This is a genomic window from Streptomyces sp. WY228 (genome assembly GCF_019287315.1).
GTDB classification, from domain to species: domain Bacteria; phylum Actinomycetota; class Actinomycetes; order Streptomycetales; family Streptomycetaceae; genus Streptomyces; species Streptomyces caviscabies.
The window spans coordinates 6,843,359-6,857,380 of sequence record NZ_CP079114.1 but is presented as its reverse complement, the minus strand read 5'-3'; the positions used below and the strand labels follow the sequence as shown (position 1 = coordinate 6,857,380).

Genomic DNA, 14,022 nt, shown 5'->3' with positions numbered 1-14,022 from the left:
TTTCATTTGCTGCCTGCACGTCCTTACCGTATCGGCATGGCAGCCACCACCCACACCGTGACCAATCAGGTTCCGCCGCTGGTCGGCTATGACGTCTTCGCCGCCGACCGGGTGCTGTCCGAGGCCGTCGAGCGTCATGTCGAGCCCGGTGTCCGGCCCGTGGCACGGGAGGAGCTCGGGGAGCTCGGCCGGTCCGCGGGCTCCGCGCAGGCGCGGGAATGGGGTGCGCTGGCGAACGCGTATCCGCCCGTCCTGCGCACCCATGACCGTTATGGGCATCGCATCGACGAAGTGGAGTTCCATCCGTCCTGGCACCGGCTGCTGGGGCACGCGGTCGAGGCCGGGCTGACGGATGCCTGGGGGCGGCCGGCCGGCCATGTCCGGCGTGCGGCGGGGTTCCTGGTCTGGACGCAGGCCGAGGCGGGGCACGGCTGCCCGCTGTCGATGACGCACGCGGCGGTGCCCGCGCTGCGGACCGATCCGGCGCTGGCCGCCGAGTGGGAGCCGCTGCTGACCTCGCATGTGTACGAGGAGGGGCTGCGGCCCGCCCGGCTGAAGAGCGGGGTGCTCTTCGGGATGGGCATGACGGAGAAGCAGGGCGGCACGGATGTGCGGTCCACCACCACGCGGGCGGAGCCGGCCGGCGGCGAGGGCGCGTATCTGCTCACCGGGCACAAGTGGTTCTGTTCGGCGCCGATGTCGGACGGCTTCCTGGTGCTGGCGCAGGCGCCGGGCGGACTGAGCTGCTTCCTGGTGCCGCGCGTGCTGCCCGACGGTACGCGCAACGTCTTCGCGCTCCAGCGGCTCAAGGACAAGCTGGGCAACCGGTCCAACGCCTCCGCCGAGGTGGAGTTCGACGGGACGTGGGCCCGCCGGGTCGGTGAGGAGGGGCGCGGGGTGCGCACCATCATCGAGATGGTGGCGGCCACCCGGCTCGACTGCGTGGTGGGTTCGGCGGCGCTGATGCGGCAGGCGGTGGCGCAGGCGATCCATCACAGTGCGCACCGCGCCGTGTTCGGCGGACCGCTGATCGACAAGCCGCTGATGCGCAACGTCCTGGCGGATCTGGCGCTGGAGTCGGAGGCGGCGACCGTGCTGGCGATGCGGCTGGCCGCGGCGTACGACACGGACACCGAGGAGGAGCGGGCCTTCCTGCGGCTCGCGGTGCCCGCCGCGAAGTACTGGGTCACCAAGCGCTGTCCGGCCGTGGTGGGCGAGGCGCTGGAGTGCCTGGGCGGCAACGGGTACGTGGAGGAGTCCGGGATGCCCCGGCTGCTGCGCGAGGCGCCGCTCAACTCGATCTGGGAGGGCTCGGGCAACGTACAGGCGCTGGACGTGCTGCGGGCCCTGCGGCGGGAGCCGCGGGCGCTGGACGCGTTCCTGCGGGAGGTGGGGAAGGCGCGCGGGGCCGATCACCGGCTGGACGCGGCGATCAAGGACCTGCTGACGGAGCTGGCGGATCTGGAGGGCATCGAGGCGCGGGCGCGGCGGCTGGTGGAGCGGTTCGCGCTGGTGCTCCAGGGTGCGCTGCTGGTGCGCTGGGCTCCGTCGGAGGTGTCCGACGCGTTCTGCGCCTCGCGGCTGGGGCGGGACCGGGGCACGGGGTTCGGGACGCTGCCGCACACGCTGGGGCTGGCCTCGGTGGTGGCGCGGGCCCGGCCGGTCGTCGACTAGCAACCGCGCGGCGGAGAAGCGACGGAGGGTGGTGCTGCGCCGACACGGCACCACCCTCCATGCTTCTGCACCACCGGGCGACCGGGACAGGCCCGGCGCACAGTGTTCTGCCAGTCTTGTACGGACCCGCGGGCATCGCCAGAGTTGCAAAGGGTTGCAACCATTGTGTGGACTGATCGGTGGCTCCGGGCCGTTGGGCGGCAGGATGGGACGGGCCGGGGGTCGGGAAGCGTTCGGGGGGAACGGGGACCATGACGGAGACAGGTTCTGTGGGGGTGGTGCGGGTGACGGGCCAGGGGGCGGGCCGCCAGGCGACCCGGCTGCTCCACCGGGCGCGGGAGGCCCGGCTGGCGGGCGAGCGGTCCGCGGTCGCGCCCCGGGCGGAGATCGACGCGTCCTGGGACCGGGTGGTGCGCAGCGGTATCGATCCCGGCCAGTCGCCGGAGAGCCGGTTGCTGGAGGCGGACGAGATCGAGCACCGGCGTCGTAGTACGGCGCTCGGCGAGCTGATGCCGTTGCTGCGGGCGGGGCTGGCCTCGATCGCGGACGCCGCGCAGCAGATCATGGTGGTGACCGACACCGAGGGCCGGGTGCTGTGGCGGCAGGGCAACGCCGGGGTGCTGCGCCGGGCCCACGACATCTGTCTGGAGGAGGGGGCGGCCTGGGCCGAGGCGGCGACCGGGACGAACGCGATCGGGACGGCGCTGGCCGCCCGGGTCCCCATCCAGGTCCACTCGGCCGAGCACTTCATCCGGGCACTGCACGGCTGGACCTGTGCGGCGGCCCCGGTCCGGGATCCGCGCGACGGCCGGCTGATCGGGATCGTGGACATCAGCGGACCGGCGTCCACCTTCCATCCGGCGACGCTGGCCCTGGTCGACTCGGTGGCCCGGCTCGCCGAGGGCGAGATCCGCACCCGCCATCTGATGGAGATCGAGCGGCTGCGGGCGGTGGCCGCGCCGATCCTGTGCCGGGTCGGCGGCCGGGCGCTGGCGGTGGATGTGCACGGGCGGCTGGCGGCGGTGACGGGCATGGCCCCGGTGGACCGGCTGCCGCTGCCGAAGTCGCTGCGGCCGGGTCCGGTGTGGCTGCCCTCGCTCGGCATGTGCCAGGTGGAGCCGCTGCCGGGCGGCTGGCTGGTGCAGGTGGACGACGGCGGGGAGCGGGGTGTGCCGCGCCGGGTGGTGCTGGATCTGAGCCGGCCGCGGGCGCTCGCGGTGCATCTGACCGGGCCGCTGGGGAACCGCACCGAGCGGCTCTCGCCGCGTCACGCGGAGCTGTTGTACGCGTTGGCGGTGCACCGGCAGGGGCGGACGGCCTCGGAGCTGGCGCGGGACGTCTTCGGGGACGCGACCCGGACGGTGACGGTCCGGGCCGAGGTGTCCCGGCTGCGGCGTCATCTGGCGGAGGTGCTGGCCCACCGCCCGTACCGCTTCGGCGACGGGGTCGAGGTGGAGGTGATCCACCCGGAGCACGGTGCGGATCTGCTGCCGCACTCGATGGCGCCGGTGGTGGCGGAGGCCCGCAGGGCGGCTCGGGCCACCTGAGCCGGGAGGGGGCCGCTGTGCGGGGGTGGGCGAGGGCATGGTTTTCTGGCCGTCATGAGCGACATCCAGCAGCCCGCAGCGCCGACCACCGAGGTGACCGTCTGGTCGCTGGAGCAGACCTCGCCCGCCGATCTGCGTCCGGCGCGTGAGCCGGAGGGCGATGTACGCATCGTCCGGTCCGAGGTTCCGTTGCCGGAGTTCAGCCGCTTCCTCTACTCCGCGGTGGGCGGCGACATCCGGTGGACCGACCGGCTGAGCCTGACGTACGCCCAGTGGCAGGAGGCCCTGGAGCGGCCCGGGGCGGAGACCTGGGTGGCGTACGAGAACGGGACGCCGGCCGGGTACGTGGAGCTGGACGCGCAGGACGACGGTGTGGTCGAGATCATGTACTTCGGGCTGATCCCGGCGTTCCGGGGCCGGCGGATCGGCGGTCACCTCCTGTCGTACGGGGTGGCGCGCGCCTGGGATCTGGCGGAGCGCTGGCCGGAGCGTCCGGCGACGAAGCGGGTGTGGCTGCACACCTGCTCGAAGGACGGCCCGCACGCGATGGACAACTACCTGCGGCGCGGCTTCCGGCTCTTCGACACGAAGACCGAGGTGGAGCCCGAGGTGGCGACGCCCGGTCCGTGGCCCGGGGCGTACGCCTCCTGACCGTCGGTGTTCCGGGGGCGGTGGAACGGCCGCCCTCTCCTCGGCGATCCCCGCACGGGCGATTTGTCGCCTATGCCGATCCTCCACTCCGTGACGAGCGCCACATCGTCTCACCTTTCGAGACCCAGCCGTCCACATGGCGGATAGTGGTGGACTGCCCCGAGATGCGCGTGACACGCTTCCGTCATGTCTGGAACTGGAATTGCCTTGGTGAGTCGACGCCACGTCGACCTCGGCCGCATGTCCAGCGCCATCTGTCCGGCGAGCTGAGAGACCCAGCACCGCCGCACTTCTCTTACCTCTGAACCGCCCTGCGCACCGCCGCGCCTCAGCGCGAGTGTGCCGCTCAGAGCCGCCCTCCCGCAGTCCCGAAGGACGTATTGCCATGGCCGCTACCCCGGAACAGCCTGCGACCGCCACGCCCCGCCGCAAGGCCGGACGGCACCGTGGTGAAGGTCAGTGGGCCGTGGGCCACCACACGCCCCTCAATGGGAACGAGCAGTTCAAGAAGGACGACGACGGTCTCAACGTACGGACGCGTATTGAGACGATCTACTCCAAGCGCGGTTTCGACTCCATCGACCCCAACGACCTGCGCGGACGTATGCGCTGGTGGGGGCTGTACACCCAGCGCAAGCCCGGCATCGACGGCGGCAAGACGGCCGTGCTGGAGCCGGAGGAGCTGGACGACAAGTACTTCATGCTGCGCGTCCGGATCGACGGCGGCCGGCTGACCACGCGGCAGCTGCGGGTGATCGGAGAGATCTCCCAGGAGTTCGCGCGCGGTACCGCCGACCTCACCGACCGGCAGAACGTGCAGTACCACTGGATCCGCATCGAGGACGTGCCGGAGATCTGGCGGCGGCTCGAAGAGGTGGGCCTGTCCACCACCGAGGCCTGCGGTGACACGCCCCGTACGATCCTCGGCTCGCCCGTCGCGGGCGTCGCGGAGAACGAGATCATCGACGGCTCGCCCGCCATCGACGAGATCCAGCGCCGGTTCATCGGCAACCCGGACTTCTCCAACCTGCCCCGCAAGTTCAAGACGGCGATCTCCGGCTCTCCGCACCTGGACGTGGCGCACGAGATCAACGACATCGCCTTCGTCGGCGTGAACCACCCGGAGCACGGCCCCGGCTTCGACCTCTGGGTCGGCGGCGGCCTCTCCACCAACCCCAAGCTCGGGGTGCGGCTCGGCGCCTGGGTGCCGCTGGACGAGGTGCCCGACGTGTACGGCGGGGTCATCGGGATCTTCCGTGACTACGGATACCGGCGGCTGCGCACCCGCGCCCGGCTGAAGTTCCTGGTCGCGGACTGGGGCGCGGAGAAGTTCCGCCAGGTCCTGGAGGACGAGTACCTGAAGCGGAAGCTGGTCGACGGGCCCGCGCCCGAGGAGCCCGCCCAGACCTGGCGCGACCACCTCGGGGTGCACCGGCAGAAGGACGGCCGCTTCTACGTCGGCTTCGCCGCGCGCGTCGGCCGGGTCGACGGCTCCACGCTCACCAAGATCGCCGAGGTCGCCGAGGCACACGGCTCCGGCCGGGTGCGGACCACCGCCGAGCAGAAGATGATCGTGCTGGACGTGGCCGAGGAGCAGGTGGAGTCCCTGGTCGCCGGCCTGGAGGCGCTGGACCTCAAGGTCACGCCGTCCCCGTTCCGGCGCGGCACGATGGCCTGCACCGGCATCGAGTTCTGCAAGCTGGCGATCGTCGAGACGAAGGCGCGCGGCGCCTCCCTCATCGACGAACTGGAGCGCCGCATCCCGGAGTTCGACCACCCGATCACCATCAACATCAATGGCTGCCCGAACGCCTGCGCCCGCATCCAGGTCGCCGACATCGGCCTCAAGGGCCAGCTGATGCTGGACGCCGACGGCAACCAGGTCGAGGGCTACCAGGTGCACCTCGGCGGAGCGCTCGGCCTGGAGGCCGGGTTCGGCCGCAAGGTCCGTGGCCTGAAGGTCACGTCCGCCGAACTGCCGGACTACGTCGAGCGGGTGCTCGGCCGCTTCCAGGAGGAGCGCGAGGACGGCGAGCGCTTCGCCACCTGGGCGGCGCGCGCCAGTGCGGAGTCGCTGTCATGAGCGAGCGAGCCGCCCCGTTCTACTGCCCGTACTGCGGCGACGAGGACCTGCGCCCCAACGAGACCGGTCACGGCGCCTGGGAATGTGCTTCCTGCAACCGCGCGTTCCAGCTGAAGTTCCTGGGTCTGCTGACCCGGGGCGTTCAGCGCAACGACGGTGAAGGGGACCGGATATGACGGACACTCTGCTGAGCGGCGAGCTGACCGACGAGGAGCTCCGGGAGCTGGCCGAGCGGGCCGGGCGGGAGCTGGAGGACGCCTCCGCGACCGAGATCCTGACGTGGGCGACCGACACCTTCGGGCCGCGTTTCTGCGTCACCTCCTCGATGGAGGACGCCGTGGTCGCGCATCTGGCCTCGCGGGTGCTGCCGGGCGTGGACGTGGTGTTCCTGGACACCGGCTACCACTTCCCGGAGACCATCGGCACCCGGGACGCGGTGGACGCGGTGATGGACGTCAACGTCATCACGATCACCCCCCGGCAGACGGTCGCCGAGCAGGACGCGGAGTACGGCGAGAAGCTGCACGACCGCGACCCGGACCTGTGCTGCGCGCTGCGCAAGGTCAAGCCGTTGGAGGACGGCCTGACCGCGTACGCCGCGTGGGCGACGGGGCTGCGCCGCGACGAGTCCCCGACCCGGGCGAACACCCCGGTCGTGGGCTGGGACGCCAAGCGACGCAAGGTGAAGGTCTCCCCCATCGCCCGCTGGACCCAGGACGACGTGGACGCCTACGTCGCCGAGCACGGGGTGCTCACCAACCCGCTGCTGATGGACGGTTACGCCTCCGTCGGCTGCGCACCCTGCACCCGCCGGGTGCTGGAGGGCGAGGACGCACGGGCCGGCCGCTGGGCCGGACGGGGCAAGACCGAATGCGGGCTGCACGGCTGATGACGACTGATCAGGAGACTTCGATGAGCGTGACGGAGACGGGGGCCACGATCTGGCTCACCGGTCTGCCGAGCGCGGGCAAGACCACCATCGCGTACGAGCTGGCGGGCCGGCTGCGGACCGAGGGCCACAAGGTGGAGGTGCTCGACGGCGACGAGATCCGCGAGTTCCTCTCCGCGGGCCTCGGCTTCTCCCGCGAGGACCGGCACACCAACGTGGCCCGGATCGGCTTCGTCGCCGAGCTGCTGGCCGCCAACGGCGTGAAGGTGCTGGTCCCCGTCATCGCCCCGTTCGCCGACAGCCGCGAGGCCGTCCGCAAGCGGCACGCCGCCGAGTCCACCACCTACCTGGAGGTGCACGTCGCGACGCCCGTCGAGGTGTGCTCCGTACGCGATGTGAAGGGGCTGTACGCCAAGCAGGCGGCCGGCGAGATCAGCGGTCTCACCGGGGTCGACGACCCCTACGAGGCCCCCGAATCGCCCGACCTGCGGATCGAGTCGCACCAGCAGACCGTGCAGGAGTCCGCAGCGGCGCTCCACGCGCTGCTCACCGAGAGGGGCCTGGCGTGAGCACCGTCGCCACCGTGCCGGAAGGCACCGTCAATCCGTACGCGCTCAGCCACCTGGACTCCCTGGAGTCCGAGGCGGTCCACATCTTCCGTGAGGTGGCGGGTGAGTTCGAGCGGCCGGTGATCCTGTTCTCCGGCGGCAAGGACTCCATCGTGATGCTGCACCTGGCGCTCAAGGCGTTCGCGCCCGCGCCGGTGCCGTTCACGCTGCTGCACGTGGACACCGGGCACAACTTCCCCGAGGTCCTGGAGTACCGCGACCGGACGGTGAAGAAGCACGGGCTGCGGCTGCACGTCGCCTCCGTGCAGGAGTACATCGACGCCGGGAAGCTCCGCGAGCGCCCCGACGGCACCCGCAACCCGCTCCAGACGGTCCCGCTGACCGAGGCGATCCAGCAGCACCGCTTCGACGCGGTGTTCGGCGGCGGTCGGCGCGACGAGGAGAAGGCGCGCGCCAAGGAGCGGGTCTTCTCGCTGCGCGACGAGTTCTCGCAGTGGGACCCGCGCCGGCAGCGGCCCGAGCTGTGGCAGCTGTACAACGGCCGGCACGCCCCCGGCGAGCACGTCCGGGTCTTCCCGATCTCCAACTGGACCGAGCTGGACGTCTGGCAGTACATCGAGCGCGAGTCCATCGAGCTGCCGGAGATCTACTTCGCCCATGAGCGCGAGGTCTTCAACCGCAACGGCATGTGGCTGACCGCCGGGCACTGGGGCGGGCCCAAGGAGCACGAGGCCACCGAGACGCGTCTGGTGCGCTACCGCACGGTCGGCGACATGTCCTGCACCGGCGCCGTCGACTCCGACGCCACCACGCTGGACGCCGTGATCACCGAGATCGCCGCCTCCCGGCTCACCGAGCGGGGCGCGACCCGCGCCGACGACAAGATGTCCGAGGCCGCGATGGAAGACCGCAAGCGCGAGGGGTACTTCTAAATGACCACCACAGCTGAGCAGTTGAGCGCCACCACCCTGCTGCGCTTCGCCACCGCCGGGTCCGTCGACGACGGCAAGTCCACCCTCGTGGGCCGTCTGCTGCACGACTCCAAGTCGGTCCTCACCGACCAGCTGGAGGCCGTCGAGCAGGCCTCGCTCAACCGCGGGCAGGAGGCGCCGGACCTGGCGCTGCTGACCGACGGGCTGCGGGCCGAGCGCGAGCAGGGCATCACCATCGATGTCGCCTACCGCTACTTCGCCACCACCCGGCGCCGGTTCATCCTCGCCGACACCCCGGGCCATGTGCAGTACACCCGGAACATGGTGACCGGCGCCTCCACCGCCGAGCTGGCCGTGGTGCTGGTCGACGCCCGCAACGGGGTCGTCGAGCAGACCCGCAGGCACGCCGCCGTCGCCGCGCTGCTGCGCGTCCCGCACGTGGTGCTGGCGGTCAACAAGATGGACCTGGTCGACTACGCGGAGCCCGTGTTCGCCTCGATAGCCGAGGAGTTCACCGCGTACGCCGCCTCGCTCGGCGTCCCGGAGATCACCGCGATCCCGATCTCGGCGCTGGCCGGGGACAATGTGGTGGAGCCCTCCGCGCACATGGACTGGTACGGCGGGCCGACCGTTCTGGAGCACCTGGAGACGGTGCCGGTCAGCCATGACCTCACCGCCTGCCACGCGCGCTTCCCCGTGCAGTACGTGATCCGCCCGCAGTCCGCCGAGCACCCCGACTACCGGGGGTACGCCGGTCAGATCGCGGCCGGGGTGTTCCGGGTCGGCGAGTCCGTCGCCGTCCTCCCCTCCGGGCGTACGACCACGATCACCGGCATCGACGCGCTCGGCGAGAGCGTCGACATCGCGTGGGCGCCCCAGTCGGTGACGCTCCGGCTGGCCGACGACATCGACATCTCGCGCGGCGATCTGATCGCCCCCGCCGGCGACGCCCCGCCGGCCACCCAGGACGTCGAGGCGACCGTCTGCCACGTGGCCGACCAGCCGCTCTCGGTGGGCCAGCGGGTGCTGCTCAAGCACACCACCCGGACCGTCAAGGCGATCGTCAAGGACATCCCGTCCCGGCTCACCCTCGACGACCTCTCCCAGCACCCGGCCCCCGGACAGCTGGTCGCCAACGACATCGGCCGGGTCGTGGTGCGCACCGCCGAGCCGCTCGCGCTCGACGCGTACGAGGACTCCCGGCGCACCGGCTCGTTCCTGCTGATCGACCCGGCGGACGGGACGACGCTGAGCGCCGGAATGGCGGGCGCCGCGTTCGCCGCGGCCGCCGAGGCCGTCGGGGCGGCCGACGACGACGCCGAGTGGGACTTCTGATGGCCACCGACTTCTTCTCCTCCTTCGCGAAGGAGGGCGGCCGGGTGGGCAGCGGCGCCCTCGGCAGCGGCCAGGGCGGGGTCGGGCGATGTGCGTGATGACGTACGCGCACCGCTCGCGCGCCCCGCACCCCCCGCACCCGTACCGCCGAAGACCTGCCGACCTCCCGGCCGCGCCCCCCTGACCAGACAGCGGGGCACGGGACCGGGTCAACGAGAGGAAAACCTCCCGTGCCTGCCCCCCGTTCCACCGTTCGCCGCGGCCTCGCCGCCGTCGCCGCCCTGCCGCTGCTCGCCCTGGCGGCCACCGCCTGCGGCTACGGCTCCGAGGCGAAGGAAGACGACGCCAAGACGAACGTCTCCGCCGGAGGGAAGAAGCTCTCCTCCGACACCGTGAAGATCGGGTACTTCCCGAACCTCACGCACGCCACCGCCCTGGTCGGTATCCAGGAAGGCACCATCCAGAAGGAACTGGGCGGCACCAAGGTCGAGTCCACGACCTTCAACGCGGGCCCCTCCGAGATCGAGGCGCTGAACGCCGGGTCCATCGACATCGGCTTCATCGGCCCCTCCCCCTCCATCAACGCCTACACCAAATCCCAGGGCAAGGGGCTGCGGATCATCTCCGGTTCGGCCTCCGGCGGCGTGAAGCTGGTCGTCAACCCGGACAAGATCAAGACCCTGGACGACCTCAAGGGCAAGAAGATCGCCACCCCGCAGCTCGGCAACACCCAGGACGTGGCCTTCCTCAACTGGATCTCCGAGAAGGGCTGGAAGGTCGACGCCCAGAGCGGCAAGGGCGACGTCTCGGTGGTCCGCTCGGACAACAAGGTGACGCCGGACGCCTACAAGTCCGGTGATCTGGACGGCGCGTGGGTGCCCGAGCCGACCGCGTCCAAGCTGGTCTCCGAGGGCGCGAAGGTGCTCCTGGACGAGACGGACCTGTGGCCGGACAAAAAGTTCGTGATCACGAACATCATCGTGTCGCAGAAGTTCCTCGAGGAGCACCCGGACGTGGTCGAGGCGGTGCTGAAGGGTTCGGTGTCCACCAACAAGTGGATCAACGCCAACCCGGAGGAGGCCAAGGCGTCCGCCAACAAGGCGCTGGAGAACCTGAGCGGCAAGGCGCTGCCCAAGGAGATCCTCGACCCGGCGTGGGAGTCCATCGAGATCACCGACGACCCGCTGGCCGAGACGCTCAAGACGCAGGCCGGGTACTCGGTGAAGTCCGGTCTGCTCAAGGACCCGAACCTCCAGGGCATCTACGACCTGGGCCCGCTGAACAAGATCCTCAAGGCCGAGGGCCGACCCGAGGTCGCCGACGCCGGCATCGGCGTCAAGTAGCCCGCCCATCCGTACCAGGACCAGGATCCCCAGGAGGTGACGACCATGGCGACCACCACCCTCACCAAGGCCGAGGACCGTACGACGGTCGAGCACGCCGCCCGTCTCTCGCACGTCTCGAAGTCCTTCGCCGGACCCACGGGTCGGCAGCTCGTCCTGGACGACATCACGCTCGATGTCGCTCCGGGCGAGTTCGTCACCCTCCTGGGAGCCTCCGGGTGCGGAAAGTCGACGCTGCTCAATCTGGTGGCCGGACTCGACCGCCCGTCCGCGGGGTCCATCGAGACCCCCGGCGGGCGGCCGGCCCTGATGTTCCAGGAGCACGCCCTCTTCCCGTGGCTGACCGCGGGCAAGAACATCGAACTGGCCCTGCGGCTGCGCGGGGTGCCGAAGTCGGAGCGCCGCACCGAGGCGGAGCGGCTGCTCGAACTCGTCCGGCTCGGCGGCGCGTACGGCAAGCGGGTGCACGAGCTGTCCGGCGGTATGCGGCAGCGCGTCGCGATGGCCCGCGCGCTCGCCCAGGACAGCCAACTGCTGCTGATGGACGAGCCGTTCGCGGCGCTGGACGCCATCACCCGCGATGTGCTGCACGACGAGCTGACCCGGATCTGGCGGGAGACGAACGCCTCGGTCCTCTTCGTCACCCACAACGTGCGCGAGGCCGTACGGCTCGCGCAGCGCGTCGTGCTGCTGTCGTCCCGGCCGGGCCGGATCGCCCGCGAGTGGACGGTCGACATCGAGCAGCCGCGCCGTATCGAGGACACCGCCGTGGCGGAGCTGTCCGTCGAGATCACCGAAGAACTGCGTGGGGAGATCCGCCGACATGGCCAGCACTGACATCACGTCCGACCGGAAGCGGCCGGACGGGGCGGCCGGACCGGTCGACACGAAGCCCGACGATCTGGCGGGCCTGGAGGCCGGGCTCGACGCCCTGGACGCGGTGCAGATCCGCCGCACCCCGGTGCGCGAGGTCCTGCTGCGCAAGGTGCTGCCGCCGGTCGTGGCGGTGACCCTGGTCCTGGTGGTCTGGGAGCTGCTGGTCCGCGCCCAGGTCACCGAGGTCTACAAGCTGCCGCCGCCGTCCGCGGTGTGGGACAGCGCGCGGGAGATGTGGCTCAAGGGCACGCTGCTGGAGGTCGTCTGGACCAGCGTCTCGCGCGGTCTGCTCGGCTTCCTGCTCGCGGTCGCCATCGGTACGCCGCTGGGGCTGCTGGTGGCCCGGGTGAAGCTGGTCCGGGCCGCGATCGGCCCGATCCTGTCCGGGCTCCAGTCGCTGCCCTCGGTCGCCTGGGTGGCCCCGGCGGTGATCTGGCTCGGTCTGAACGACCAGATGATGTTCGCGGTGATCCTGCTGGGCGCGGTGCCCTCGATCGCCAACGGGCTGGTCTCCGGCGTCGACCAGGTGCCGCCGCTGTTCCTCCGGGCGGGCCGCACCCTGGGCGCGACCGGGATCCGCGGGACGTGGCACATCGTGCTGCCGGCCGCGCTGCCCGGCTATCTGGCGGGGCTCAAGCAGGGCTGGGCGTTCTCCTGGCGTTCGCTGATGGCCGCCGAGATCATCGCCTCCTCGCCCGAACTGGGCCTGGGGCTCGGGCAGTTGCTGGAGAACGGCCGCAGCAACTTCGACATGCCCGGGGTCTTCCTCTCGATCCTGCTCATCCTGTTCGTCGGCATCGCGATCGACCTGCTGATCTTCAGTCCGCTGGAGCGGTGGGTGCTGCGCAGCCGCGGTCTCCTCGTCAAGAACTGAGTCACGCCATGTCCCGTCCCACGCTTCTCGTCATCGCCCACGGCAGCCGCGACCCCCGGCACGCCGCTACCGTGCACGCGCTCACCGAGCGGGTACGCGCCGAGCGGCCGGGGCTGCGCGTGGAGACCGGGTTCCTGGAGTTCAACGCCCCTTCCGTGCCCCGGGTGCTGGAGCGCCTGGCCGCGGAGGGGGCGGACGAGGTGGTGGCCCTGCCGCTCCTTTTGACCCGGGCGTTCCACGCCAAGACCGACATCCCCTCGGTCCTGCGCGAGGCCCGCGCCCGGCTGCCCCGGCTGCACATCCGGCAGGCCGACGTCCTCGGCCCGTCCCCGCTGCTCAACGCCACCCTCGGGCGGCGGCTGCGGGAGGCCGGGATCCGTCCCGGCGACCTCCCCCGGACCGGGCTCGTCCTGGCCTCGGCGGGATCCACAGACCCGGAGGCGATCGCAGTGATCGCTGAAATCGCGCGGGAGCTGCGGCACACCGGTTGGTGCGCCGTGCGGCCTGCGTTCGCCTCCGCACTCCTCCCCCGTACCGAGGACGCGGTACGGGCGCTGCGCGCCGAGGGCGTGGCCCGGGTGGCGGTGGCCCCGTACGTCATCGCGCCCGGCCGGCTCCCCGACCGCATCGCGGCGGGCGCCGAGGCGGCCGGTGCGGACGTCCTGGCCGATGTGCTGGGCCCCGCACCGGAGCTGGCGCGGCTGCTGCTGGACCGGTTCGACGAGGCACGGGGGCGGGAGCGGGCTTCGCTGTCGGCGTGAGGCCGGGACGAGCGGGGCGGCTCTCAGCCGATCACTCCGGCGACCGCGCAGACGACGGCCCCGAGCGCCATGGTGTCCGCCCCCACCGACCAGGTGTACCGCCGCTCCACCGCCGCGTAGCGTGAGGACGCCTTACGCGACCGGGGCGAGCCAGACCGGGCCGAGCGCGCTCGGGGCGACTTCGATCGGGCCGTGCGGACATGGGCTTCCATGGCGTCGGCGCAGACGCCGGAGAAGTCGTAGAACAGGTCCCACAGAGACCCGTCCAGCCACCAGAAGTGGACCTCTTCCCCCGCATGGGTCTCCAGGGCGAACGGTGAGCGGCCCTCCGGACGGACGAGCCGCCTCACGGCGGAGCAGGGCACGACGGTGTGACGCCACAGGCCGTGGCGGACGATCGCACCGGGACGCAGCACCACCCTGATTAGGGAGAACCGCCAGACGGCGGACGCGATCACGAGGACTAGGGCCTGTCGTCAAACTGCCGT

At 71.5% G+C, this 14,022-nt stretch carries 15 protein-coding genes; 14 read left to right on the top strand and 1 reads right to left on the bottom strand.

Annotated elements, in window-relative coordinates:
• Positions 1-36: 36 nt before the first annotated feature.
• From KV381_RS30030 to KV381_RS29970, 14 genes are all read left to right on the top strand, one after another.
• Positions 37-1,674 (top strand): acyl-CoA dehydrogenase family protein, encoded by a 1,638-nt coding sequence (locus KV381_RS30030; RefSeq protein ID WP_218786758.1) that lies wholly within the window; start codon positions 37-39, stop codon positions 1,672-1,674.
• A 251-nt stretch (positions 1,675-1,925) separates the two neighbouring features.
• Positions 1,926-3,221 (top strand): GAF domain-containing protein, encoded by a 1,296-nt coding sequence (locus KV381_RS30025; protein ID WP_030625362.1) that lies wholly within the window; start codon positions 1,926-1,928, stop codon positions 3,219-3,221.
• Between the two features lie 54 nt (positions 3,222-3,275).
• Positions 3,276-3,872 (top strand): GNAT family N-acetyltransferase, encoded by a 597-nt coding sequence (locus tag KV381_RS30020; RefSeq protein ID WP_030083853.1) that lies wholly within the window; start codon positions 3,276-3,278, stop codon positions 3,870-3,872.
• A gap of 186 nt (positions 3,873-4,058) precedes the next feature.
• A complete protein-coding gene (locus KV381_RS37140) occupies positions 4,059-4,142 on the top strand; it encodes a putative leader peptide (RefSeq protein ID WP_309486338.1) in 84 nt (27 codons plus the stop codon).
• Between the two features lie 115 nt (positions 4,143-4,257).
• A complete protein-coding gene (locus KV381_RS30015; protein WP_086778152.1) occupies positions 4,258-5,955 on the top strand; it encodes a nitrite/sulfite reductase in 1,698 nt (565 codons plus the stop codon).
• Complete coding sequence (locus KV381_RS30010) at positions 5,952-6,131, top strand: hypothetical protein (protein ID WP_007449013.1); 180 nt, start codon at positions 5,952-5,954, stop codon at positions 6,129-6,131. Before KV381_RS30015 ends, KV381_RS30010 begins: the two co-directional genes overlap by 4 nt.
• On the top strand, positions 6,128-6,844 hold the full coding sequence (locus KV381_RS30005; protein WP_030083849.1) for a phosphoadenylyl-sulfate reductase: 717 nt from the start codon (positions 6,128-6,130) through the stop codon (positions 6,842-6,844). Before KV381_RS30010 ends, KV381_RS30005 begins: the two co-directional genes overlap by 4 nt.
• Complete coding sequence (gene cysC / locus KV381_RS30000) at positions 6,844-7,413, top strand: adenylyl-sulfate kinase (protein WP_073823014.1); 570 nt, start codon at positions 6,844-6,846, stop codon at positions 7,411-7,413. Before KV381_RS30005 ends, cysC begins: the two co-directional genes overlap by 1 nt.
• The gene (cysD, locus tag KV381_RS29995) at positions 7,410-8,345 is read left to right on the top strand and encodes a sulfate adenylyltransferase subunit CysD (protein ID WP_030083842.1); all 936 of its coding nucleotides are present in this window, start codon (positions 7,410-7,412) and stop codon (positions 8,343-8,345) included. The genes cysC and cysD overlap by 4 nt, the downstream gene beginning before the upstream one ends.
• A complete protein-coding gene (locus tag KV381_RS29990) occupies positions 8,346-9,680 on the top strand; it encodes a sulfate adenylyltransferase subunit 1 (RefSeq protein WP_086778150.1) in 1,335 nt (444 codons plus the stop codon).
• A 230-nt stretch (positions 9,681-9,910) separates the two neighbouring features.
• The gene (locus KV381_RS29985; RefSeq protein WP_218786757.1) at positions 9,911-11,023 is read left to right on the top strand and encodes an aliphatic sulfonate ABC transporter substrate-binding protein; all 1,113 of its coding nucleotides are present in this window, start codon (positions 9,911-9,913) and stop codon (positions 11,021-11,023) included.
• A gap of 45 nt (positions 11,024-11,068) precedes the next feature.
• On the top strand, positions 11,069-11,860 hold the full coding sequence (locus KV381_RS29980) for an ABC transporter ATP-binding protein (RefSeq protein ID WP_030083835.1): 792 nt from the start codon (positions 11,069-11,071) through the stop codon (positions 11,858-11,860).
• Positions 11,847-12,773, top strand: a complete 927-nt coding sequence (locus tag KV381_RS29975) for an ABC transporter permease (protein ID WP_030083833.1) — start codon at positions 11,847-11,849, stop codon at positions 12,771-12,773. Before KV381_RS29980 ends, KV381_RS29975 begins: the two co-directional genes overlap by 14 nt.
• 8 nt (positions 12,774-12,781) lie before the next feature.
• A complete protein-coding gene (locus KV381_RS29970) occupies positions 12,782-13,534 on the top strand; it encodes a sirohydrochlorin chelatase (protein WP_030083831.1) in 753 nt (250 codons plus the stop codon).
• A gap of 23 nt (positions 13,535-13,557) precedes the next feature.
• On the opposite strand, the gene KV381_RS29965 is transcribed toward KV381_RS29970, so the two are convergent.
• The gene (locus KV381_RS29965) at positions 13,558-13,992 is read right to left on the bottom strand and encodes a hypothetical protein (protein ID WP_234024632.1); all 435 of its coding nucleotides are present in this window, start codon (positions 13,990-13,992) and stop codon (positions 13,558-13,560) included.
• Positions 13,993-14,022: the final 30 nt, after the last annotated feature.

Coding starts and splice junctions, on each gene's coding strand:
- KV381_RS30025 (WP_030625362.1), top strand. CDS start 1,926: ATGACGGAGACAGGTTCTGTGGGGGTGGTGCGGGTGACGGGCCAGGGG.
- KV381_RS30020 (WP_030083853.1), top strand. CDS start 3,276: ATGAGCGACATCCAGCAGCCCGCAGCGCCGACCACCGAGGTGACCGTC.
- KV381_RS29990 (WP_086778150.1), top strand. CDS start 8,346: ATGACCACCACAGCTGAGCAGTTGAGCGCCACCACCCTGCTGCGCTTC.
- KV381_RS30030 (WP_218786758.1), top strand. CDS start 37: ATGGCAGCCACCACCCACACCGTGACCAATCAGGTTCCGCCGCTGGTC.
- cysC (WP_073823014.1), top strand. CDS start 6,844: ATGACGACTGATCAGGAGACTTCGATGAGCGTGACGGAGACGGGGGCC.
- KV381_RS37140 (WP_309486338.1), top strand. CDS start 4,059: ATGTCTGGAACTGGAATTGCCTTGGTGAGTCGACGCCACGTCGACCTC.
- KV381_RS30005 (WP_030083849.1), top strand. CDS start 6,128: ATGACGGACACTCTGCTGAGCGGCGAGCTGACCGACGAGGAGCTCCGG.
- KV381_RS30010 (WP_007449013.1), top strand. CDS start 5,952: ATGAGCGAGCGAGCCGCCCCGTTCTACTGCCCGTACTGCGGCGACGAG.
- KV381_RS30015 (WP_086778152.1), top strand. CDS start 4,258: ATGGCCGCTACCCCGGAACAGCCTGCGACCGCCACGCCCCGCCGCAAG.
- KV381_RS29970 (WP_030083831.1), top strand. CDS start 12,782: ATGTCCCGTCCCACGCTTCTCGTCATCGCCCACGGCAGCCGCGACCCC.
- KV381_RS29975 (WP_030083833.1), top strand. CDS start 11,847: ATGGCCAGCACTGACATCACGTCCGACCGGAAGCGGCCGGACGGGGCG.
- KV381_RS29980 (WP_030083835.1), top strand. CDS start 11,069: ATGGCGACCACCACCCTCACCAAGGCCGAGGACCGTACGACGGTCGAG.